Source organism: Pseudomonas syringae group sp. J248-6, from assembly GCF_032586995.1.
Lineage (GTDB): Bacteria > Pseudomonadota > Gammaproteobacteria > Pseudomonadales > Pseudomonadaceae > Aquipseudomonas > Aquipseudomonas amygdali.
Window position 1 is genome coordinate 156,157 of record NZ_JAWHOP010000012.1, and the last position, 21,999, is coordinate 178,155.

General features: G+C 58.9%; 20 protein-coding genes. All 20 read left to right on the forward strand.

What is annotated here, in order from left to right; all coding sequences use genetic code 11:
- Positions 1-125 precede the first annotated feature (125 nt).
- The 20 genes from RYC17_RS17020 to nuoM all read left to right on the forward strand — a co-directional run bounded on the left by RYC17_RS17020 (position 126) and on the right by nuoM (position 21,998).
- The gene (locus RYC17_RS17020; protein WP_002554004.1) at positions 126-572 is read left to right on the forward strand and encodes an NUDIX hydrolase; all 447 of its coding nucleotides are present in this window, start codon (positions 126-128) and stop codon (positions 570-572) included.
- A gap of 60 nt (positions 573-632) precedes the next feature.
- Positions 633-1,763: a tRNA 2-thiouridine(34) synthase MnmA gene (gene mnmA / locus RYC17_RS17025; protein ID WP_017701972.1), complete on the forward strand. Its 1,131-nt coding sequence runs from the start codon at positions 633-635 to the stop codon at positions 1,761-1,763.
- The gene (hflD, locus tag RYC17_RS17030; RefSeq protein WP_002554006.1) at positions 1,763-2,383 is read left to right on the forward strand and encodes a high frequency lysogenization protein HflD; all 621 of its coding nucleotides are present in this window, start codon (positions 1,763-1,765) and stop codon (positions 2,381-2,383) included. The genes mnmA and hflD overlap by 1 nt, the downstream gene beginning before the upstream one ends.
- Before the next feature lie 131 nt (positions 2,384-2,514).
- On the forward strand, positions 2,515-3,885 hold the full coding sequence (purB, locus tag RYC17_RS17035; protein WP_316903834.1) for an adenylosuccinate lyase: 1,371 nt from the start codon (positions 2,515-2,517) through the stop codon (positions 3,883-3,885).
- 60 nt (positions 3,886-3,945) lie between these two features.
- Positions 3,946-5,112 carry a cupin domain-containing protein gene (locus RYC17_RS17040; RefSeq protein WP_002554007.1) on the forward strand — a complete coding sequence of 389 codons (1,167 nt, stop codon included), beginning with the start codon at positions 3,946-3,948 and terminating at the stop codon, positions 5,110-5,112.
- Complete coding sequence (locus RYC17_RS17045; protein ID WP_122258949.1) at positions 5,105-5,536, forward strand: GNAT family N-acetyltransferase; 432 nt, start codon at positions 5,105-5,107, stop codon at positions 5,534-5,536. Before RYC17_RS17040 ends, RYC17_RS17045 begins: the two co-directional genes overlap by 8 nt.
- 177 nt (positions 5,537-5,713) lie before the next feature.
- On the forward strand, positions 5,714-6,457 hold the full coding sequence (locus RYC17_RS17050) for a secretin N-terminal domain-containing protein (RefSeq protein ID WP_122258948.1): 744 nt from the start codon (positions 5,714-5,716) through the stop codon (positions 6,455-6,457).
- 277 nt (positions 6,458-6,734) lie between these two features.
- Positions 6,735-8,060 carry an isocitrate lyase gene (aceA, locus tag RYC17_RS17055; protein ID WP_005731868.1) on the forward strand — a complete coding sequence of 442 codons (1,326 nt, stop codon included), beginning with the start codon at positions 6,735-6,737 and terminating at the stop codon, positions 8,058-8,060.
- Positions 8,061-8,523: 463 nt separating this feature from the next.
- Positions 8,524-8,937, forward strand: a complete 414-nt coding sequence (locus tag RYC17_RS17060; RefSeq protein WP_002554011.1) for an NADH-quinone oxidoreductase subunit A — start codon at positions 8,524-8,526, stop codon at positions 8,935-8,937.
- 10 nt (positions 8,938-8,947) lie between these two features.
- Positions 8,948-9,622 carry a NuoB/complex I 20 kDa subunit family protein gene (locus tag RYC17_RS17065; RefSeq protein WP_002554012.1) on the forward strand — a complete coding sequence of 225 codons (675 nt, stop codon included), beginning with the start codon at positions 8,948-8,950 and terminating at the stop codon, positions 9,620-9,622.
- 74 nt (positions 9,623-9,696) lie between these two features.
- Positions 9,697-11,478, forward strand: a complete 1,782-nt coding sequence (gene nuoC, locus RYC17_RS17070; RefSeq protein ID WP_002554013.1) for an NADH-quinone oxidoreductase subunit C/D — start codon at positions 9,697-9,699, stop codon at positions 11,476-11,478.
- A 2-nt stretch (positions 11,479-11,480) separates the two neighbouring features.
- Entirely contained in the window at positions 11,481-11,978 is a 498-nt protein-coding gene (gene nuoE, locus RYC17_RS17075; protein WP_002554014.1) for an NADH-quinone oxidoreductase subunit NuoE, read from the forward strand.
- Entirely contained in the window at positions 11,975-13,333 is a 1,359-nt protein-coding gene (gene nuoF / locus RYC17_RS17080) for an NADH-quinone oxidoreductase subunit NuoF (RefSeq protein ID WP_122258946.1), read from the forward strand. Before nuoE ends, nuoF begins: the two co-directional genes overlap by 4 nt.
- A gap of 136 nt (positions 13,334-13,469) precedes the next feature.
- Entirely contained in the window at positions 13,470-16,187 is a 2,718-nt protein-coding gene (nuoG, locus tag RYC17_RS17085; protein ID WP_316903837.1) for an NADH-quinone oxidoreductase subunit NuoG, read from the forward strand.
- Positions 16,184-17,191, forward strand: coding sequence for an NADH-quinone oxidoreductase subunit NuoH (nuoH, locus tag RYC17_RS17090; RefSeq protein ID WP_003371726.1), 1,008 nt, complete (start codon positions 16,184-16,186; stop codon positions 17,189-17,191). The genes nuoG and nuoH overlap by 4 nt, the downstream gene beginning before the upstream one ends.
- An 11-nt stretch (positions 17,192-17,202) precedes the next feature.
- Positions 17,203-17,751, forward strand: coding sequence for an NADH-quinone oxidoreductase subunit NuoI (gene nuoI, locus RYC17_RS17095; protein WP_002554018.1), 549 nt, complete (start codon positions 17,203-17,205; stop codon positions 17,749-17,751).
- Between the two features lie 10 nt (positions 17,752-17,761).
- On the forward strand, positions 17,762-18,271 hold the full coding sequence (gene nuoJ, locus RYC17_RS17100) for an NADH-quinone oxidoreductase subunit J (RefSeq protein WP_122258944.1): 510 nt from the start codon (positions 17,762-17,764) through the stop codon (positions 18,269-18,271).
- The gene (gene nuoK, locus RYC17_RS17105; RefSeq protein WP_002554020.1) at positions 18,268-18,576 is read left to right on the forward strand and encodes an NADH-quinone oxidoreductase subunit NuoK; all 309 of its coding nucleotides are present in this window, start codon (positions 18,268-18,270) and stop codon (positions 18,574-18,576) included. Before nuoJ ends, nuoK begins: the two co-directional genes overlap by 4 nt.
- Positions 18,573-20,426 (forward strand): NADH-quinone oxidoreductase subunit L, encoded by a 1,854-nt coding sequence (gene nuoL / locus RYC17_RS17110; RefSeq protein WP_122258943.1) that lies wholly within the window; start codon positions 18,573-18,575, stop codon positions 20,424-20,426. Before nuoK ends, nuoL begins: the two co-directional genes overlap by 4 nt.
- A gap of 39 nt (positions 20,427-20,465) precedes the next feature.
- On the forward strand, positions 20,466-21,998 hold the full coding sequence (gene nuoM, locus RYC17_RS17115) for an NADH-quinone oxidoreductase subunit M (RefSeq protein ID WP_316903838.1): 1,533 nt from the start codon (positions 20,466-20,468) through the stop codon (positions 21,996-21,998).
- The last annotated feature ends 1 nt before the right edge of the window (position 21,999 follow it).

The window sequence follows — 21,999 nt, forward strand, 5'->3', positions numbered from 1 at the left end:
CGACGCATTACTGCGTCGCCCAGCCAAAAGCCCCGGCCCGCGTGTCGGGGCTTTTGCATTAAGGCCAAAGACAGACCGGCAGCCCACGTACTGAACATTCTTATCTGGCAGCAGAGGATCAATCCATGACCTGGCAAGCCCACGTTACCGTCGCCACCATCGTCGAAGATCAGGGACGCTTCCTGTTCGTCGAAGAAATGAAAGGCGGACGCGCCGTACTCAACCAACCCGCCGGGCACCTCGACCCGAACGAGAGCCTGCAACGTGCGGCAGTGCGGGAGACTCTTGAAGAAACCGGCTGGGATGTCGAACTGACCAGCGTGGTGGGCATTTACCTGTACACCGCGCCGAGCAACGGCGTGACCTACCAGCGGATATGTTTCGCCGCCAAGGCCATACGCCATAACCCTGAATATCAGCTGGACGAAGGCATCGTTGGCGCCGTCTGGCTGACTCGCGACGAACTGCTGGCCCAACAGGAACGCTGGCGCAGCGAGCTGGTACTGCGCTGCCTGGACGATTACCTCAATGCCGAACATTTCAGTCTCGACCTGCTGCGCGACAAGGCGTGAGACTCGACGCCCTCAGCCTGATAGAATCGCGTCCTTTTACAGGTCAGCCGTTGAATCCCCATGCGTGATCCAGCCCCCTCGAACTCAGAAATGAAGCGCGTCATAGTCGGCATGTCCGGCGGCGTGGACTCTTCCGTTTCCGCCGTACTGCTCATGGAGCAGGGTTATCAGGTGGAAGGCTTGTTCATGAAGAACTGGGAAGAAGACGACGGAACGGAATATTGCACCGCCCGCGAAGACCTGGCAGATGCCCAGGCCGTGTGTGACAAGATCGGCATCAAGCTGCACACGGCCAACTTCGCCGCCGAGTACTGGGACAATGTCTTCGAACATTTCCTTGAAGAGTACAAGGCCGGGCGCACCCCCAACCCGGACATCCTCTGCAACCGGGAAATCAAGTTCAAGGCGTTTCTCGACTATGCGCTGATGCTGGGTGCCGACCTCATCGCCACTGGTCACTACGTGCGCCGTCGCGATATCGATGGCCGCACCGAACTGCTCAAGGGCCTGGACCCGAACAAGGATCAGAGCTACTTCCTGCATGCCGTCGGTGGCGAACAGATCGCCCGGACGCTGTTTCCAGTGGGTGAGCTGGAAAAACCGGAAGTACGTGCCATTGCTGAAAAACACGGCTTGGCGACGGCCAAAAAGAAGGACTCCACCGGAATCTGCTTCATTGGCGAGCGCCGTTTCACCGACTTCCTGCGTCAGTACCTGCCCGCCCAGCCTGGAGAGATCAAGACCACCGAAGGCGAAGTCATCGGTCGCCACAGCGGCCTGATGTATCACACCATCGGCCAGCGCCAGGGCCTTGGGATCGGCGGTCTCAAGGACGCCAGCGATGATCCGTGGTACGTGCTGGTCAAGGATCTGGACAACAACGAACTGATTGTCGGCCAAGGCAACGACCACCCGTGGCTGTTTTCCCGCGCACTGGTGTCTTCGGAAATCTACTGGGTCAACCCGATTGATCTGAGCAGCCCGCGCAAACTCACGGCGAAAGTCCGTTACCGCCAGAGCGACCAGCCATGCACACTGGAAAAGACCGCCGACGGCTACCGAGCCACATTCGATGATCCACAACGGGCTGTCACACCCGGACAGTCCGTGGTGTTCTACGATGGCGAAATATGTCTGGGCGGCGGTGTGATCGAAATCGCCGAACCCTGGACCAGCAAGGACAAGCGTTGATGACCCCGATTCAGGAACAACTGATCGCTCTGGGTGGCGTATTTCAGGCCGCGGTACTGGTCGACCGGATCGCCAAGACCGGACAGGTCAGCGAAGCGGCGCTGAGCTGCATGCTCGGCAGCCTGCTGGTGGTTGACCCGAAGGATACGCTGGACGTCTACGGCGGCGATGACCTCAACCTGCACGAAGGCTATCGCGCCATGGCCAGCGCTCTTGAACGCGACCCTGCGACACTGCAGCGCGAACCGCTGCGTTACGCCCTGTCGATGCTCGGCCTGGAGCGACAGCTGGCCAAGCGCGACGACCTGCTCGAAATCATCGGCAGGCGCATCCCGGTGATTCAATCGCAGGTCGAACACTTCGGCATCGCTCACGAAAACGTGATCGCTGCGACCGGTGCCCTTTACGAAGATACCCTGAGCACCTTGCGCCAACGCATTCAGGTCCAGGGTGACATGCGCAACCTGCAGCAACCGAACAACGCATCAAAGATTCGCGCCATCCTGCTGGCAGGCATTCGCTCCGCGCGCCTGTGGCGACAAGTTGGCGGTCATCGCTGGCAACTTGTGTTCAGCCGTCGCAAGCTATTGAAAGAACTCTACCCATTGCTGCACGGCTGATCCGCCACGCACCAATGACCTTCACCACCACAGGCACGGCGCTGTCTACGCTGGTCGGCGGGCTCCGGTCCGAGTGACTTTTCATGTATGATATGCGCCCTTTTCGTTGCCCGACTGTCCGAGAGCATCCCATGCAGCTTTCTTCGCTCACTGCGGTTTCCCCTGTTGATGGCCGCTACGCCGGCAAAACCCAGGCCTTGCGCCCTATTTTCAGCGAATACGGCCTGATCCGTTTCCGTGTGATGGTTGAAGTTCGCTGGCTCCAGCGCCTCGCGGCTCACCCGCAAATTACCGAAGTCCCGGCTTTCTCCGCGCAAGCCAATGCCATTCTCAACACATTGGCTGAAGACTTTTCGGTGGAGCACGCCGAGCGCGTCAAGGAAATCGAGCGCACCACCAACCACGACGTCAAGGCTGTGGAATACCTGCTCAAGGAACAGGCTGCAAAACTGCCTGAGCTGGACAAGGTCAGCGAGTTCATCCACTTTGCCTGCACCAGCGAAGACATCAACAACCTGTCTCACGCACTGATGCTGCGTGAAGGCCGTGACACTGTAATGCTGCCGCTGATGCGCCAGATTGCCGATGCTATCCGTGAACTGGCGATCCGCTTCGCCGACGTGCCGATGCTCTCGCGTACCCACGGTCAGCCAGCGTCCCCGACCACGCTGGGCAAGGAATTGGCCAACGTGGTTTACCGTCTGGAACGCCAGATCGACCAGATCGCCGCAGTGCCCTTGCTGGGCAAGATCAACGGTGCGGTCGGCAACTACAATGCCCACCTCTCCGCCTATGCCGATATCGACTGGGAAGCCAACGCACGCGCGTTCATCGAAGACGAGCTGGGGCTGGGCTTCAACCCGTACACCACGCAAATCGAACCGCATGACTACATCGCCGAGCTGTTTGATGCGATTGCGCGTTTCAACACTATCCTGATCGACTTCGACCGCGATATCTGGGGCTATATATCCCTGGGCTACTTCAAGCAGCGCACTATTGCTGGCGAAATCGGCTCGTCGACCATGCCACACAAGGTCAACCCGATCGACTTCGAAAACTCCGAAGGCAATCTGGGCATCGCCAACGCGCTGTTCCAGCATCTGGCGAGCAAATTGCCTGTCTCTCGCTGGCAGCGTGACCTGACCGACTCCACCGTACTGCGCAACCTGGGCGTCGGCTTTGCCCATAGCGTTATTGCTTACGAAGCCAGCCTCAAAGGCATCAGCAAGCTGGAACTGAACGAGCAACGCATCGCTGCCGACCTGGACGCGTGCTGGGAAGTTCTGGCAGAGCCGATTCAGACCGTCATGCGCCGTTACAACATCGAAAACCCGTACGAAAAACTGAAAGAACTGACACGCGGCAAGGGCATCGGCCCGGAAGCGCTGCAGACTTTCATCGACGGTCTGGACATGCCTGCCGAAGCAAAGGCCGAGCTGAAGAAGCTCACGCCAGCCAACTACATCGGTAACGCAGCGGCTCAGGCCAAGCGCATCTGACACGCAAAAAAATTGCACACGCCCGGCTGTGCCGGGCGTTTTCATTTCAAGGGCTTACACATGAATCCTGATATTCCTCTGCAACTTCTGGGCGGCATCAGTGCACGCGTTTTTCTGCGTGACTACTGGCAGAAAAAACCGCTGCTGATTCGCCAGGCTCTGCCGGACTTTCAAAGCCCGATCGATGCGGACGAGCTGGCTGGCCTTGCTCTAGAGGAAGAAGTCGAGTCCCGCCTGGTCCTCGAACACGGCGAGCGTCCCTGGGAGCTGCGTCGCGGTCCCTTTGCGGAGGATGAATTCAGCAAGCTGCCCGAGCGCGACTGGACCCTGCTGGTGCAGGCCGTGGACCAGTTCGTTCCGGAAGTCAGTGAACTGCTGGAAAACTTCCGCTTCCTGCCAAGCTGGCGCATTGACGATGTAATGATCAGCTACGCCGCCCCAGGTGGCAGCGTCGGCCCGCATTTCGATAACTATGACGTGTTCCTGCTTCAGGGCCACGGCAAGCGTCACTGGCAGATCGGCCAAATGTGCGATGCAGAAAGCCCGCTGCTGCAGCATGCCGACCTGCGCATCCTTGCCGAATTCGAAAAAACCGAAGAGTGGACGCTGGAACCGGGCGACATGCTTTACCTGCCGCCACGTCTGGCTCACTGCGGCGTTGCCGTCGACGACTGCCTGACCTACTCGGTCGGTTTCCGCGCGCCAAGCGCTGCCGAGGTCCTGACTCATTTCACCGATTTCCTCAGCCAGTTCATCCCGGATGAAGAGCGCTACACCGACGCTGACGCGCAACCGGTCAGCGATCCGCATCAGATCCAGCACGATGCGCTGGACCGACTCAAAGCGCTGCTGACCGAACACATGAGTGACGAGCGCCTGCTGCTGACCTGGTTCGGCCAGTTCATGACCGAACCGCGCTACCCTGAACTGGTGACCGGCCCGGAACTGGAGGAAGACGACTTGCTCGACAGTCTCGAGCAGGGCGCGGTGCTGATTCGCAACCCGAGTGCAAGACTGGCCTGGTCTGAAGTCGACGACGATCTGCTACTGTTTGCCAGTGGTCAGAGCCGCCTGTTGCCGGGCAGTCTGCGCGAATTGCTTAAACTGATCTGTGCTGCCGACGCATTGCACAGTGAAAACCTCGGCCAATGGTTGGCCGATGACGATGGACGCAATCTGCTTTGCGAACTCGTAAAACAAGGAAGTCTGGGATTTGCCGATGAATAAAGTCACCGTAGCTGTCGCACAATGGCAGAAAAACAACGCCGACATCCGGCGCATACGCGATTCGGTATTCATCGCCGAGCAATCGGTGCCACCGGAGCTGGAGTGGGACGCTGAAGATGCGACTGCCGTGCATTTTCTCGCCTATGAAGGGGAATACGCAGTAGGCACCGCTCGCCTGCTGCCCGACGGTGAAATCGGTCGGCTGTCGGTTCTCAAGGACTGGCGCGGCATGAAAGTCGGTGAAGCGTTACTCGGTGCGGTGATCCACGAGGCCGAACAACGTGGACTGGAGCCGCTGAAGCTCAGCGCTCAAGTGCAGGCCGTCGAGTTTTACCAGCGCTTCGGGTTTGCCGTGGTCAGTGACGAGTTTCTCGAAGCCGGTTTACCGCACGTCGAGATGCGCCGCGAGACACCTGAAGCCTGATTATGTAGGCGCGTTTCAAAGCACTACATGATGATCGCCCTGCCCTTTTTCGCTAGACACTTTTCAGGTCGAGACGAAAAATGCCAGGGCGTTTTTGTGGCGGCCCATTCAGCTTGCCCGACTATAGCCGATACACTGGCAAACTCATGCTTTACGCGCTTATCGCGGAGAATGATCATGCCAGTCCGTAACCTGCTTAACGTGGTAATCACCTCAGTGCTGATCGCATTCAGCACTCAGGCCCTTTCAGCGACCGAAGTCGTTCCGCTCAATTACCGCACCAGTGCCGATCTGCTACCCGTAGCTAAATCCTTTCTAGGTACCGAAGGCTCCGTCAGCGCTTATGGCAATCAACTGATTGTCAATGCAGAGTCGCGCAAGATAGAAGAGCTTCGCAGCCTTATCGCGCAACTCGATACCGCGCCTAAACGCCTGCTAATCAGCGTCGACACCAGCGAAAACGCGGCGCGCAACAGCAGTGGCTCACGCGTCATAGAATACGGCACCACCAGCCGTGAGGGCGGCGTGCAGCAAGTGCAGACCAGCGAAGGTACGCCAGCACTTATCCAGATCGGCCAGAGCGTTCCGCTGACCTCCTCGTCCACGGACTCCTATGGCTACTCCCAAAGCAATACTGAATATCGCAATGTAACCCAGGGCTTTTACGTCACTGCCAGTGTGACCGGCGATACCGTTCACCTGAGCATCAGCACCAACCATGACCGCATGAGTCAGGAGCGCGCTGACGCCATAAAAGTGCAAAGTACCGATAGCCAGGTCAGCGGCCGGCTCGGAGAATGGATCACGCTGGCGAGCAATAGCGATCAATCGGTTGCCGATCAGCGTGGCCTTGCACAACGCTATTCAACCCAGGGTCGCGACGACATGATTTTGCGCGTAAAGGTCGAAACCCTCGAGTAGCCTGCGCTGGCGCGAAACCCAGCACCTACGGGCCTTTTAGTGACTCACCAGTCTGATTACGCAATCATGTAGTGAGACTGAAAAAGCACTACAAATTGTTTGACGACCCCGATACCCCGAGGCATGATTGCCTCGCTCCCGCTGATCGGAGGCTGCGCAAAAAGCCTTTGACTGTCGCTCTCCAAGCAGCGAGCAGCCATCTACAGTGCCTTCGATAAACGAGGCGTTTTGGCGGAGCAGGACTTCTAATCAAGACCTACTTCTCGGGGTTTACAAAATGGCACTGACACGCGAACAACAAATAGCCGCTCTCGAAAAAGACTGGGCCGAAAATCCGCGCTGGAAAAACGTGACCCGTACTTACTCCGCAGCCGATGTGGTCCGCTTGCGTGGCTCGGTTCAACCCGAACACACCTTTGCACGGCTGGGCGCTGACAAACTGTGGAATTTGGTGACCCAAGGCGCCAGGCCGTCTTTCCGGCCAGACAAGGACTTCGTCAACTGCATGGGCGCTCTGACCGGCGGTCAGGCCGTGCAGCAGGTCAAGGCCGGTATTCAGGCCATCTACCTTTCCGGCTGGCAGGTTGCTGCCGATAACAACTCTGCCGAATCGATGTACCCGGATCAGTCGCTGTACCCAGTCGACTCGGTGCCAACCGTGGTCAAGCGCATCAACAATTCGTTCCGCCGTGCCGATCAGATCCAGTGGAAAGCCGGCAAGGCTCCGGGTGACGAAGGTTATATCGACTATTTCGCGCCCATCGTGGCCGACGCAGAGGCCGGATTCGGCGGCGTGCTCAATGCGTACGAACTGATGAAAAGCATGATCGAGGCGGGGGCCGCCGGGGTGCATTTTGAAGATCAGTTGGCATCGGTGAAGAAATGCGGCCACATGGGCGGCAAAGTGCTGGTCCCGACTCAGGAAGCGGTTCAAAAACTGGTTGCTGCGCGCCTGGCCGCCGACGTGGCCGGTGTGCCGACGATCATTCTGGCCCGTACCGACGCCAACGCTGCCGACCTGCTGACTTCCGATTGCGACCCCTATGACAAGCCGTTCGTGACCGGCGAACGGACTCATGAGGGGTTCTACAAAGTACGTGCAGGTCTGGATCAGGCAATCTCACGCGGCCTCGCCTACGCGCCTTATGCCGACTTGATCTGGTGTGAAACCGCCAAGCCGGATCTGGACGAGGCACGCCGCTTCGCCGAAGCAATCAAGAAGGAGTACCCGGACCAGTTGCTTTCCTACAACTGCTCGCCGTCCTTCAACTGGAAGAAAAACCTCGACGACGCAACCATCGCCAAGTTTCAGCGCGAGCTTTCGGCAATGGGCTACAAGCACCAGTTCATCACCCTGGCAGGCATTCACAACATGTGGCACAGCATGTTCAACCTGGCGCACGACTACGCCCGCAACGACATGACTGCCTACGTGAAGCTACAGGAACAGGAATTCGCCGATGCTGCCAAGGGCTATACCTTCGTGGCCCACCAGCAGGAAGTGGGCACGGGGTATTTCGATGACATGACCACCGTGATTCAGGGCGGCGTATCGTCGGTAACCGCACTGACCGGCTCGACGGAAGAAGAGCAATTTCACTGAGACACCGCGCAACGCGTTGAAAACACAGACCGTCCGTAAGGGCGGTCTGTGTTTTGTATCAGATAGTGCCTGTATTGATTTCGGACAATGTGCAGCTCACGAACAGATGCTACAAAAACCGCACTTTATAAGCGGTGTCCTTCATAACTATGCTCCGAGTATCCTTTGGCGAACTATGCAGGTCCATTTAAATGATATTAATTATCATTCAAATTGCCTTTCGTTCCTTTTCGTCATCGAGAAACATAATTAGCCAAAACCTTGCTGACGCCCGGCTGGCATGCCTTACAGCCCTCATGAAGGACGGCAGGCGATTAATTTCGTAAATAAATTTCATGTAGAAAATTTACTTGCCAACTGTTTGCACATAAAATCAATCCGTTGACCGCACTGCGACATTTCGTCACTGCCTCGACTCTTTATCAAGCACAGAGACCTTTGCTCTCTAACAAGGACTGACAGCATGCCCGAATCGACAGGTCTGATTGCCCATAACTGGGGCTTCGCCATTTTCCTTTTGGGTGTTGTCGGCCTCTGCGCCTTCATGCTCGGCCTCTCCAGCCTGCTCGGAAGCAAGGCCTGGGGCCGCAGCAAGAACGAACCTTTCGAATCCGGCATGCTGCCTACCGGCAGTGCGCGTCTGCGTCTCTCCGCAAAATTCTATCTGGTCGCGATGCTCTTCGTGATCTTTGACATTGAAGCCCTCTTTCTCTTTGCCTGGTCTGTGTCCGTCCGCGAAAGCGGCTGGACCGGATTCGTCGAAGCTCTCGTTTTCATAGCAATTCTGTTGGCAGGTCTTGTCTACCTATGGCGGGTTGGCGCTCTTGACTGGGCTCCTGAAGGTCGCCGTAATCGGCAAGCGAAGCTGAAACAATGAGGCTTTGGCGATGCAATATAATCTCACAAGGATCGACCCGGACGCTCCTAACGAGCAGTACCCCATCGGCAAACGGGAAACCGTTTCCGATCCGTTAGAAGATCAAGTCCACAAAAACATCTACATGGGCAAGCTGGAAGACGTGCTGAATGGTGCGGTCAACTGGGGACGTAAAAACTCCCTGTGGCCCTACAATTTCGGCTTGTCGTGCTGCTATGTGGAAATGACCACCGCCTTCACGGCCCCTCACGATATCGCGCGCTTCGGTGCGGAAGTTATCCGGGCGTCGCCACGACAGGCGGATTTCATGGTCATTGCCGGTACCTGCTTCATCAAGATGGCACCGATCATCCAGCGTCTCTACGAGCAAATGCTCGAACCCAAGTGGGTCATTTCCATGGGTTCATGTGCCAACTCCGGTGGCATGTACGACATCTACTCAGTGGTCCAGGGGGTGGACAAATTCCTTCCCGTGGATGTCTACGTGCCCGGCTGCCCGCCCCGCCCCGAAGCATTTCTGCAAGGCTTGATGCTGTTGCAGGAATCCATCGGCAAGGAGCGTCGCCCTCTTTCCTGGGTCGTTGGCGATCAAGGCGTATACCGCGCCGAGATGCCTTCGCAAAAGGAACAGCGCCGCGAACAGCGTATTCAGGTAACCAACCTGCGCAGCCCCGACGAAGTCTGATACAGCCCGTTCTTCTTATAAAAAAGACAGGAACCGGGGTTGATTCTGTACGTTGACCGAAGTGATTGAGACCTATGACTGCAGACAACGCTCTGTACATCCCGCCTTACAAGGCTGACGACCAAGACGTCGTCGTTGAACTGAACAACCGTTTTGGTGCCGAGGCGTTCACTGCCCAGCCGACCCGTACCGGCATGCCGGTCCTGTGGGTCGAGCGCGCCCGGCTGTTTGAAATTCTGACGTTCCTGCGCAACGTGCCCAAGCCCTACTCCATGCTCTATGACCTGCATGGCGTGGACGAGCGTCTGCGCACCAACCGTCGCGGCCTGCCCGGTGCAGACTTCACCGTGTTCTATCACCTGCTGTCGATCGAGCGAAACAGCGACGTGATGATCAAGGTAGCGCTGTCCGAAAGCGACCTGAGTGTGCCCACCATTACCAGTATCTGGCCCAACGCCAACTGGTATGAGCGCGAAGTCTGGGACATGTTCGGCATCGACTTTCCGGGACACCCGCATCTAAGCCGCATCATGATGCCGCCAACCTGGGAAGGTCACCCGCTGCGCAAGGACTTCCCTGCCCGCGCGACGGAGTTTGACCCCTACAGCCTGACCCTCGCCAAACAGCAACTGGAAGAGGAAGCTGCACGTTTCCGTCCGGAAGACTGGGGCATGAAACGTTCTGGCGCGAACGAGGACTACATGTTCCTCAACCTCGGGCCGAACCACCCTTCCGCTCACGGTGCGTTCCGTATCATTCTGCAGCTGGATGGCGAAGAAATCGTCGACTGCGTTCCGGACATCGGCTACCACCACCGTGGTGCAGAAAAGATGGCCGAGCGCCAGTCCTGGCACAGCTTCATCCCGTACACCGACCGCATCGATTATCTCGGCGGGGTGATGAACAACCTGCCTTACGTACTCTCTGTCGAAAAACTGGCAGGCATCAAGGTACCGGAAAAGGTCGACGTCATCCGCATCATGATGGCCGAGTTCTTCCGTATCACCAGCCACCTGTTGTTCCTGGGTACCTACATCCAGGACGTGGGTGCCATGACGCCGGTGTTCTTCACGTTCACCGACCGCCAGAAAGCCTACACCGTGATCGAAGCCATTACCGGTTTCCGTCTGCATCCGGCCTGGTATCGTATCGGCGGGGTCGCCCACGACCTGCCTCGTGGCTGGGAAAAACTGGTCAAGGACTTCGTCGACTGGTTGCCCAAGCGCCTTGACGAATACACCAAGGCTGCCCTGCAGAACAGTATCCTCAAGGGTCGTACCGTGGGCGTTGCCGCCTACAACACCAAAGAGGCCCTGGAATGGGGCGTCACCGGTGCAGGCCTGCGCTCCACGGGCTGCGATTTCGACTTGCGCAAGGCACGCCCTTACTCCGGCTACGAGAACTTCGAGTTTGAAGTACCGCTGGCCGCGAACGGCGATGCCTACGACCGCTGCATGGTCCGCGTAGAAGAGATGCGCCAGAGCATCAAGATCATCGATCAGTGCATGCGCAACATGCCGGAAGGCCCGTACAAAGCGGATCATCCGCTGACCACGCCGCCACCGAAAGAGCGCACCCTGCAGCACATCGAAACCCTGATCACGCACTTCCTGCAGGTTTCGTGGGGCCCGGTCATGCCGGCCAACGAGTCCTTCCAGATGATCGAAGCGACCAAGGGTATCAACAGCTATTACCTGACGAGCGACGGCGGCACCATGAGCTACCGTACCCGGATCCGCACCCCGAGTTACCCGCACCTGCAGCAGATCCCTTCGGTGATCAAAGGCAGCATGGTCGCGGACTTGATCGCGTACCTGGGTAGTATCGATTTCGTTATGGCCGACGTGGACCGCTAAGCATGAATAGCCCGCTAATCCAGACTGACCGTTTCGCCCTGAGCGAAACCGAGCGCTCGGCCATCGAGCACGAGATGCATCACTACGAAGACCCGCGCGCGGCGTCCATCGAGGCCCTGAAGATCGTTCAGAAAGAGCGTGGCTGGGTGCCAGATGGCGCCATCTACGCAATCGGCGATTTACTGGGCATCCCCGCCAGCGACGTCGAAGGTGTTGCCACCTTTTACAGCCAGATCTTCCGCCAGCCGGTCGGACGCCACATAATTCGCGTCTGCAACAGCATGGTGTGCTTCATCGGCGGCCACGAAAACGTGGTCGACGAGATCAAGAGCTCACTGGGCATCGGCCTGGGTCAGACCACCGCTGACGGTCGCTTCACCTTGCTGCCGGTCTGCTGCCTCGGCAACTGTGACAAGGCGCCGGCCGTGATGGTCGACGACGACACTTTCGGCGATGTACAGCCTGCTGGCGTTGCCAAGATGCTGGAGGGTTACCTATGACCATCACTTCCTTCGGCCCTGCCAATCGCATTGCGCGCACGGCAGAAACCCATCCGCTGACCTGGCGTCTGCGCGACGACGGCGAGCCGGTCTGGCTCGACGAGTATCAGGCCAAAGACGGTTATGCAGCAGCGCGCAAGGCGCTGACGCAACAGTCGCCTGACGATATCGTCCAGTCGGTCAAGGACTCGGGCCTCAAGGGCCGCGGTGGCGCAGGCTTCCCCACCGGTGTGAAATGGGGCCTGATGCCCAAAGACGAATCCATGAACATCCGCTACCTGCTGTGCAACGCGGACGAGATGGAGCCCAACACCTGGAAAGACCGCATGCTGATGGAGCAACTGCCCCATCTGCTGGTCGAGGGCATGCTGATCAGTGCCCGCGCGCTGAAAGCCTATCGCGGCTATATCTTCCTGCGCGGCGAATACGTCACTGCGGCCAAGCACCTCAATCGCGCAGTGGCGGAAGCCAAGGCCGCCGGTTTGCTGGGCAAGAACATTCTCGGCACCGGGTTCGACTTCGAACTGTTCGTGCACACCGGTGCCGGTCGCTACATTTGCGGTGAAGAAACCGCACTGATCAACTCGCTGGAAGGCCGCCGCGCCAACCCGCGCTCCAAGCCGCCCTTCCCTGCTGCCGTAGGCGTCTGGGGCAAGCCGACCTGCGTAAACAACGTCGAAACCCTGTGCAACGTCCCCGCCATCGTCAACAACGGCAACGACTGGTACAAGTCGCTGGCCCGCGAAGGCAGTGAGGACCACGGCACCAAACTGATGGGTTTCTCCGGCAAGGTCAAAAACCCCGGTTTGTGGGAACTGCCCTTCGGCGTACAGGCTCGCGAACTTTTCGAAGACTACGCCGGCGGCATGCGTGATGGCTTCAAGCTCAAGTGCTGGCAACCCGGTGGCGCCGGTACCGGATTCCTGCTCCCGGAGCATCTGGACGCCCAGATGTACGCAGGCGGTATTGCCAAGGTCGGCACCCGGATGGGCACCGGTCTGGCGATGGCCGTCGACGATTCGATCAACATGGTCTCGCTGCTGCGCAACATGGAAGAGTTCTTCGCTCAGGAGTCCTGCGGTTTCTGCACCCCATGCCGCGACGGTTTGCCATGGAGCGTGAAAATGCTTCGCGCCATCGAGAAGGGTCAGGGGCAGCCGGGGGATATCGAAACCCTGCTGGGTCTGGTCAATTTCCTCGGCCCAGGCAAGACCTTCTGCGCTCATGCACCGGGCGCTGTTGAACCGCTGGGCAGCGCGATCAAGTATTTCCGTTCGGAGTTCGAAGCCGGTATTGCGCCGGCCAGCGCAACCACGCTCGTCCCGGGCAAAAGTCCGACCGTGGTCGGCGCATAACAAGACACAACGGCCGGCGGCTGTTCGGGCTGCCGTCCTCGTACCTGCTGACGCCCTCCGGGCTGAACGATACGGGTACTACCGAGATTCCATTAGCCACGCCCGCTGACAACGGGCCAACGAAGACCTTTGAACCATGGCTACTATTCACGTAGACGGCAAAGCGCTCGAAGTCGATGGTGCAGACAACCTGTTACAGGCATGTCTGTCGCTGGGCCTCGATATCCCTTATTTCTGCTGGCACCCTGCCCTTGGCAGCGTTGGCGCCTGTCGCCAGTGCGCGGTCAAGCAGTACACGGACGAGAACGACACACGCGGTCGTATCGTCATGTCCTGCATGACGCCAGCCACCGACAACACCTGGATCTCCATCGAAGACGATGAGTCCAAGGCCTTCCGGGCCAGTGTCGTCGAATGGCTGATGACCAACCACCCGCATGACTGCCCGGTCTGCGAGGAAGGTGGTCACTGCCACCTGCAGGACATGACGGTGATGACCGGCCACAACGAGCGCCGTTATCGCTTCACCAAGCGTACCCACCAGAATCAGGAGCTGGGGCCGTTCATCGCGCATGAGATGAACCGCTGCATCGCCTGTTATCGGTGCGTACGCTTCTATAAAGACTACGCAGGCGGCACTGACCTGGGCGTTTACGGCGCTCACGACAATGTTTACTTCGGTCGCGTTGAAGACGGCACGCTGGAAAGCGAGTTCTCCGGCAACCTCACCGAGGTCTGTCCGACCGGTGTGTTCACCGACAAAACCCACTCCGAGCGCTACAACCGCAAGTGGGACATGCAGTTCTCGCCAAGCATCTGCCACGGTTGCTCCAGCGGCTGCAACATCAGCCCGGGTGAGCGTTACGGTGAATTGCGCCGTATCGAAAACCGCTACAACGGTTCGGTCAACCAGTACTTTCTCTGCGACCGCGGCCGTTTCGGCTATGGCTACGTCAACCGCACAGACCGTCCACGTCAGCCGCTGCTCGCTGAAGGCCAGGTCAAACTGAGCCTTGACCAAGCACTGGACAAGGCGGCGGATCTGCTGCGCGGCCGTAACATCGTTGGTATCGGCTCTCCTCGCGCCAGCCTTGAAAGCAACTACGCACTGCGTGAGCTGGTGGGCGCCGAGCATTTCTACAGCGGTATCGAAGCCGGTGAGCTGGAGCGTATCAGGCTGATCCTCAAGGTCCTGAACGACAGTCCGCTGCCGATCCCGACCCTGCGTGACATCGAAGATCACGATGCCATTTTCGTGCTCGGCGAAGACCTGACCCAGACAGCTGCACGTATGGCTCTGGGCCTGCGTCAGGCCGTCAAGGGCAAGGCTGAAGACATGGCTGCGGCGATGAAAGTCCAGCCGTGGCTCGACGCTGCCGTGAAGAACATTGGCCAGCACGAACTTAACCCGCTGTTCATTGCCAGCCTCGCCGAGACCCGTCTCGACGATGTCGCAGAAGAATGCGTGCACGCTGCACCTGACGACCTGGCTCGCATCGGTTTCGCCGTTGCCCATGCACTGGACGCCAGCGCCCCGGCCGTAGAAGGTCTGGACAGCGAGGCGCTGGAACTGGCGCAACGTATTGCCGATGCCCTGCTCGCGGCCAAACGTCCGCTGATCATTTCCGGTAGCTCGCTGGGCTCGACAGCGCTGATCGAGGCGGCGGCAAACATTGCCAAGGCCTTGAAGCTGCGTGACAAGCAAGGCTCTATCAGCCTGATCGTGCCGGAAGCCAACAGCATGGGTCTGGCGATGTTTGGTGGCGATTCTGTCGATGCCGCCCTGCAAGCAGTGATTTCCGGTCAGGCCGACGCCATCGTGGTACTGGAAAACGATCTGTATCGCCGTGTAGACGCCAAAATCGTCGACGCTGCGCTGAGCGCGGCCAAAGTCGTGATCGTCGCCGACCACCAGAAAACCCCGACCAGTGATCGTGCGCATCTGGTCATGCCAGCTGCCAGCTTCGCGGAAGGCGACGGCACGCTGGTCAGCCAGGAAGGCCGCGCCCAGCGCTTCTTCCAGGTGTTCGATCCGACCTACCTGGATGCCAGCATTCTGGTTCACGAAGGCTGGCGCTGGCTGCATGCCCTGCGCGCCACCTTGTTGAACAAGCCGGTCGACTGGACGCAACTCGATCACGTCACCGAAGCCTGCGCCAGCAGCACCCCGCAACTGGCGGGTATCGTCAACGCTGCGCCGTCTGCCTCGTTCCGGATCAAGGGCCTTAAACTGGCTCGTGAACCACTGCGCTACAGTGGTCGCACGGCGATGCGCGCCAACATCAGCGTGCATGAGCCGCGCACCTCGCAAGACATCGATACAGCGTTCTCCTTCTCCATGGAAGGTTATTCAGGTTCCGCCGAACCTCGTCAGCAAGTGCCGTTCGCCTGGTCTCCGGGTTGGAACTCGCCGCAGGCCTGGAACAAATTCCAGGACGAAGTCGGCGGTCACTTGCGCGCCGGCGACCCGGGCACTCGCCTGATCGAAAGCCAGGGCGATGGTCTGTCGTGGTTCTCCAGCGTGCCACGTGCGTTCTCTCCAGAGCGCGGCACCTGGCAGGTCGTGCCGTTCTTCCACCTGTTTGGCAGCGACGAAACCTCGTCTCTGGCCGCGCCGGTTCAGGAACGCATCCCGCAGGCCTATGTCGCAGTGGCCAAGTCCGAAGCCGATCGTCTCGGCGTCAACGACGGTGCCCTGCTCTCCTTGAGCATCGGCGGTGAAACGCTGACCTTGCCGTTGCGCATCAGCGAAGAACTGGGCGCGGGCCTTGTGGCATTGCCGGCAGGACTGCCTGGCATTCCGCCAGCACTCTTCGGCAAATCCGTTGACGGTCTGCAGGAGGCAGCGCAATGACCTGGTTTACCCCTGATGTGATCGACGCAATCATTGCAGTGGTCAAGGCCATCGTGGTGTTGCTGGCGGTCGTGGTTTGTGGTGCCCTGCTGAGCTTCATCGAACGTCGTCTGCTGGGCTGGTGGCAGGACCGTTATGGTCCGAACCGTGTGGGTCCGTTCGGCATGTTCCAGATCGCAGCCGACATGCTGAAGATGTTCTTCAAGGAAGACTGGACCCCACCGTTCGCCGACAAGGTGATCTTCACCCTGGCGCCGGTGGTTGCCATGAGTGCCCTGCTGATCGCCTTTGCGGTCATCCCGATCACCCCGACCTGGGGCGTCGCGGATCTGAACATCGGTCTGTTGTTCTTCTTCGCCATGGCCGGTCTGTCCGTGTATGCGGTGCTGTTCGCCGGCTGGTCGAGCAACAACAAGTTCGCCCTGCTGGGCAGCCTGCGTGCTTCGGCACAAACCGTGTCCTACGAAGTGTTCATGGGCCTTGCGCTGATGGGCATCGTGGTTCAGGTCGGCTCGTTCAATATGCGCGACATTGTTGAATATCAGGCGCAGAACCTGTGGTTCATCATTCCGCAGTTCTTCGGCTTCTGTACGTTCTTCATCGCTGGCGTCGCGGTCACTCACCGCCACCCGTTCGACCAACCGGAAGCCGAGCAGGAACTGGCTGACGGCTACCACATTGAATATGCCGGCATGAAATGGGGCATGTTCTTCGTGGGCGAATACATCGGGATCATCTTGATCTCGGCGCTGCTGGTGACGCTGTTCTTCGGTGGCTGGCACGGCCCGTTCGACATTCTGCCATCGCTGGCATTCTTCTGGTTCGCCTTGAAAACCGCGTTTTTCATCATGCTGTTCATCCTGCTGCGCGCCTCCATCCCGCGCCCGCGTTATGACCAGGTCATGGATTTCAGCTGGAAGTTCTGTCTGCCGCTGACCCTGATCAATTTGCTGGTGACTGCTGCGATTGTGTTGTTGAACACACCGGCAGGCTCGGTTCAGTGAGGATTTGACCCATGTTCAAATATATTGGTGACATCGTTAAGGGTACAGGTACCCAGTTGCGCAGCCTGGTCATGGTCTTCGGCCACGGCTTCCGCAAACGCGACACCCTGCAATACCCCGAAGAGCAGGTATATCTGCCGCCCCGCTACCGTGGCCGTATCGTTCTGACCCGCGACCCTGACGGCGAAGAGCGCTGCGTAGCCTGCAACCTGTGTGCAGTGGCATGCCCGGTCGGCTGTATTTCGCTGCAGAAGGCCGAGACAGAAGACGGACGCTGGTACCCGGACTTTTTCCGCATCAACTTCTCGCGCTGCATTTTCTGCGGCCTGTGTGAAGAAGCGTGTCCGACTACCGCAATCCAGCTTACGCCGGACTTCGAGATGGCCGACTTCAAGCGTCAGGATCTGGTGTACGAGAAGGAAGATCTGCTGATCTCCGGTCCCGGCAAGAACCCTGACTACAACTTCTATCGCGTTGCCGGTATGGCCATCGGCGGCAAGCCCAAGGGCTCCGCACAGAATGAAGCCGAGCCGATCAACGTCAAGAGCTTGCTGCCTTAAGGAAGTAAAGATGGAATTCGCTTTCTACTTCGCATCCGGTATCGCTGTTGTGTCCACCCTGCGGGTGATCACCAACACGAATCCGGTGCATGCCCTGCTCTACCTGATCATCTCGCTGATCGCTGTGGCCATGACTTTTTTCAGCCTCGGTGCGCCGTTTGCCGGTGTGCTGGAAGTCATTGCCTATGCGGGCGCGATCATGGTCCTGTTCGTGTTTGTGGTGATGATGCTGAACCTCGGCCCAGCCTCGGTTCAGCAGGAACGTGCATGGTTCAAACCCGGCATCTGGATTGGTCCGGTTATTCTCGGCACGCTGTTGCTGGCCGAGTTGCTGTACGTACTGTTCGCCAATCAGACTGGCGCTGCAATCGGTCACACCACAGTCGACGCCAAGGCGGTCGGCATCAGCCTGTTCGGGCCTTATCTGCTGGTGGTGGAACTTGCCTCGATGCTGCTGCTTGCTGCAGCCGTCACGGCATTCCATCTGGGCCGCAACGAGGCCAAGGAGCCAAGCCAATGAATGCTATCCCTCTTGAGCACGGTCTGGCGGTCGCCGGGGTCCTGTTCTGCCTGGGTCTGGTCGGCCTGATGGTGCGCCGTAACATTCTCTTCGTGTTGATGAGCCTGGAAATAATGATGAACGCCTCTGCACTGGCGTTCGTAGTGGCCGGCAGTCGTTGGGCGCAACCGGATGGGCAGGTCATGTTCATCCTGGTGATCAGCCTTGCGGCAGCCGAGGCCAGTATCGGCCTGGCGATACTGATGCAACTGTATCGCCGCTTCCACACTCTCGATATCGATGCTGCCAGCGAGATGCGCGGATGAATCTTCTCTTTCTGACTTTCGTATTTCCCCTCATCGGTTTTCTGCTGCTGTCGTTCTCTCGTGGGCGCATATCGGAAAACCTTGCGGCGCTCATTGGCGTCGGCTCTATCGGCCTTTCAGCCATCGTCACGGCCTGGGTCATCTGGCAATTCAATGTCGCACCGCCGGAAGGTGGTCACTACACCCAGGTGCTGTGGCGCTGGATGGACGTTGATGGCTTCCAGCCCAACTTCGCGCTGTATCTGGACGGTCTGTCCGTCACGATGCTGGGCGTCGTGGTTGGCGTCGGCTTCCTGATCCACCTGTTTGCGTCCTGGTACATGCGCGGTGAAGCGGGCTACTCGCGCTTCTTCTCCTACACCAATCTGTTCATTGCCAGCATGCTGTTCCTGATCCTGGGCGACAACCTGCTGTTCATCTACTTCGGTTGGGAAGGCGTGGGCCTGTGCAGCTACCTGTTGATCGGTTTCTATTACAGCAACCGCAATAACGGAAATGCAGCGCTCAAAGCGTTCATCGTCACCCGTATCGGTGACGTATTCATGGCCATCGGCCTGTTCATCCTGTTCCAGCAATTGGGCACGCTCAATGTGCAGGAACTGCTGGTCCGGGCGCCGGAACACTTCAAGGTCGGCGATTTCTGGATCGTTCTGGCAACCTTGATGCTGCTGGGTGGTGCGGTCGGTAAATCTGCCCAACTGCCACTGCAGACTTGGTTGGCTGACGCGATGGCCGGTCCTACTCCGGTTTCGGCGCTGATCCACGCAGCGACCATGGTTACCGCGGGCGTCTACCTGATCGCGCGTACTCATGGCCTGTTCGCACTGGCACCGGACATACTGCATCTGGTCGGCATTGTAGGCGGCGTCACGCTGGTTCTGGCGGGTTTCGCCGCACTGGTGCAGACCGACATCAAGCGTATCCTCGCCTACTCGACCATGAGCCAGATCGGTTACATGTTCCTGGCACTGGGTGTTGGCGCCTGGGAAGGCGCGATCTTCCACCTGATGACCCACGCCTTCTTCAAAGCGCTGCTGTTCCTTGCTTCCGGCGCGGTGATCGTTGCCTGCCACCACGAGCAGAACATCTTCAAGATGGGCGGCCTGTGGAAGAAACTGCCATTGGCCTACGCCAGCTTCATCGTCGGCGGTGCAGCACTGGCTGCCCTGCCGCTGTTGACGGCAGGCTTCTACTCCAAGGACGAAATTCTCTGGGAAGCATTCGCCAGCGGTAACAATGGCCTGTTGTATGCCGGTCTGGTTGGCGCGTTCATGACGTCGCTGTACACCTTCCGTCTGATCTTCATCGCGTTCCACGGTGAAGCCAAGACCGAAGCACACGCAGGTCACGGTATTGCTCACTGGTTGCCGCTGTCGGTACTGATCGTGCTGTCGACGTTCATTGGCGCGCTGATCACCCCGCCACTGGCAGGTGTTCTACCGCAGAGCGTTGGCCACGCCGGTGGCGAAGCCAAACACAGCCTGGAAATCGCCTCTGGCGCCATCGCCCTGGCCGGTATCCTGCTGGCAGCGCTGCTGTTTCTCGGCAAGCGCCGCCTGGCAACGGCAATCGCCAACAGTGGTCCGGGCCGCTTCCTGTCGGCCTGGTGGTTCGCTGCCTGGGGCTTCGACTGGATCTACGACAAGCTGTTCGTCAAACCTTATCTGGCGATCAGTCATGTGCTGCGTAGCGATCCGTTCGACCGCACCATCGGCTTGATCCCACGTCTGGTCAAAGGCGGTCATAACACTATGAGCCGTACCGAGACCGGCCAGCTGCGTTGGTATGCTGCCTCGATCGCCGTGGGTGCCGTTCTGGTACTTGGTGCCGTCGTTCTGGTTGCGGTCTGACATGAACCTTGCGAATTTGCGAAAGGAATTGAGCCCGTCATGATTCTGCCTTGGCTAATCCTGATCCCCTTTATCGGCGGCCTGCTGTGCTGGCTGGGTGAGCGCTTCGGCTCTACCCTGCCGCGCTGGATCGCGCTGCTGACAATGACCCTCGAACTGGTTCTCGGCCTCTGGCTGTGGGCTAGCGGCAATTTCGGCTACGCGCCGGTGCCTGGCGCCGACCCGACCTGGACCCTGGAATTCCACCACCCGTGGATCACTCGCTTCGGCATCGACGTGCATCTGGCACTCGATGGTCTGTCGCTGCTGATGATCCTGCTGACCGGCCTTCTGGGTGTGCTGTCGGTGCTGTGCTCGTGGAAGGAAATCCAGCGCAAGGTCGGTTTCTTCCACCTTAACCTGATGTGGATCCTGGGCGGTGTCGTCGGCGTGTTCCTGGCCATCGACCTGTTCATGTTCTTCTTCTTCTGGGAAATGATGCTGGTGCCGATGTATTTCCTCATCGCGCTCTGGGGTCACAGTTCTTCGGATGGGAAGAAAACCCGTATCTACGCAGCCACCAAGTTCTTCATCTTCACTCAGGCCAGCGGCCTGATCATGCTGGTGGCGATCTTGGGGCTGGTGCTGGTGCACTTCAATCAGACAGGCGTGATCACCTTTGCCTACGCTGACCTGCTGAAGACCAAACTGGCACCGGGTACCGAATACATCCTGATGCTGGGCTTCTTCATTGCCTTTGCCGTGAAGCTGCCGGTGGTGCCGTTGCACTCCTGGCTGCCGGATGCGCATGCCCAGGCACCGACTGCCGGTTCGGTCGACCTGGCAGGTATCCTGCTGAAGACCGCTGCCTACGGCCTGTTGCGCTTTGCCCTGCCACTGTTCCCCAACGCATCGGCCGAGTTCGCACCCATTGCAATGACGCTGGGGCTGGTCGGTATTTTCTACGGTGCATTCCTCGCGTTTGCCCAGACCGATATCAAGCGCCTGATTGCGTTCTCCAGCGTTTCGCACATGGGCTTTGTACTGATCGGTATCTACTCCGGCAGCCAGCAAGCGCTGCAAGGCGTACTGATCCAGATGATTGCCCACGGCCTGTCGGCTGCGGCACTGTTCATTCTCAGTGGTCAGCTGTACGAGCGCCTGCATACTCGTGACATGCGCGAGATGGGCGGCCTGTGGTCGCGTATCGCCTACATCCCGGCCATCAGCCTGTTCTTTGCTGCCGCCTCTCTGGGTCTGCCGGGCACCGGCAACTTCGTCGGCGAGTTCCTGATTCTGCTGGGCAGCTTCGCCAGCTCACCATGGATCACGGCGATCGCCACCTCCGGTCTTGTATTTGGTTCTGTCTACTCGCTGATCATGATCCACCGCGCCTACTTCGGCCCGTCGAAGTCCGACGAGGTTCTGAAGGGCATGGACGGACGTGAAATGATCATGGTGCTGGGCCTTGCGGTGTTGCTGGTCGTGCTCGGGGTTTTCCCGCAGCCGTTCCTCGACACATCGGCAGCGACCATGCACGGCGTGCAGCAATGGCTAGGCACTGCCTTCACTCAACTCGCTTCGGCCCGGTAAG

What these genes read in the sequence shown, in the direction of transcription:
- RYC17_RS17020 (WP_002554004.1), top strand. Translation starts at nt 126, where the DNA reads ATGACCTGGCAAGCCCACGTTACCGTCGCCACCATCGTCGAAGATCAG.
- mnmA (WP_017701972.1), top strand. Translation starts at nt 633, where the DNA reads ATGCGTGATCCAGCCCCCTCGAACTCAGAAATGAAGCGCGTCATAGTC.
- hflD (WP_002554006.1), top strand. Translation starts at nt 1,763, where the DNA reads ATGACCCCGATTCAGGAACAACTGATCGCTCTGGGTGGCGTATTTCAG.
- purB (WP_316903834.1), top strand. Translation starts at nt 2,515, where the DNA reads ATGCAGCTTTCTTCGCTCACTGCGGTTTCCCCTGTTGATGGCCGCTAC.
- RYC17_RS17040 (WP_002554007.1), top strand. Translation starts at nt 3,946, where the DNA reads ATGAATCCTGATATTCCTCTGCAACTTCTGGGCGGCATCAGTGCACGC.
- RYC17_RS17045 (WP_122258949.1), top strand. Translation starts at nt 5,105, where the DNA reads ATGAATAAAGTCACCGTAGCTGTCGCACAATGGCAGAAAAACAACGCC.
- RYC17_RS17050 (WP_122258948.1), top strand. Translation starts at nt 5,714, where the DNA reads ATGCCAGTCCGTAACCTGCTTAACGTGGTAATCACCTCAGTGCTGATC.
- aceA (WP_005731868.1), top strand. Translation starts at nt 6,735, where the DNA reads ATGGCACTGACACGCGAACAACAAATAGCCGCTCTCGAAAAAGACTGG.
- RYC17_RS17060 (WP_002554011.1), top strand. Translation starts at nt 8,524, where the DNA reads ATGCCCGAATCGACAGGTCTGATTGCCCATAACTGGGGCTTCGCCATT.
- RYC17_RS17065 (WP_002554012.1), top strand. Translation starts at nt 8,948, where the DNA reads ATGCAATATAATCTCACAAGGATCGACCCGGACGCTCCTAACGAGCAG.
- nuoC (WP_002554013.1), top strand. Translation starts at nt 9,697, where the DNA reads ATGACTGCAGACAACGCTCTGTACATCCCGCCTTACAAGGCTGACGAC.
- nuoE (WP_002554014.1), top strand. Translation starts at nt 11,481, where the DNA reads ATGAATAGCCCGCTAATCCAGACTGACCGTTTCGCCCTGAGCGAAACC.
- nuoF (WP_122258946.1), top strand. Translation starts at nt 11,975, where the DNA reads ATGACCATCACTTCCTTCGGCCCTGCCAATCGCATTGCGCGCACGGCA.
- nuoG (WP_316903837.1), top strand. Translation starts at nt 13,470, where the DNA reads ATGGCTACTATTCACGTAGACGGCAAAGCGCTCGAAGTCGATGGTGCA.
- nuoH (WP_003371726.1), top strand. Translation starts at nt 16,184, where the DNA reads ATGACCTGGTTTACCCCTGATGTGATCGACGCAATCATTGCAGTGGTC.
- nuoI (WP_002554018.1), top strand. Translation starts at nt 17,203, where the DNA reads ATGTTCAAATATATTGGTGACATCGTTAAGGGTACAGGTACCCAGTTG.
- nuoJ (WP_122258944.1), top strand. Translation starts at nt 17,762, where the DNA reads ATGGAATTCGCTTTCTACTTCGCATCCGGTATCGCTGTTGTGTCCACC.
- nuoK (WP_002554020.1), top strand. Translation starts at nt 18,268, where the DNA reads ATGAATGCTATCCCTCTTGAGCACGGTCTGGCGGTCGCCGGGGTCCTG.
- nuoL (WP_122258943.1), top strand. Translation starts at nt 18,573, where the DNA reads ATGAATCTTCTCTTTCTGACTTTCGTATTTCCCCTCATCGGTTTTCTG.
- nuoM (WP_316903838.1), top strand. Translation starts at nt 20,466, where the DNA reads ATGATTCTGCCTTGGCTAATCCTGATCCCCTTTATCGGCGGCCTGCTG.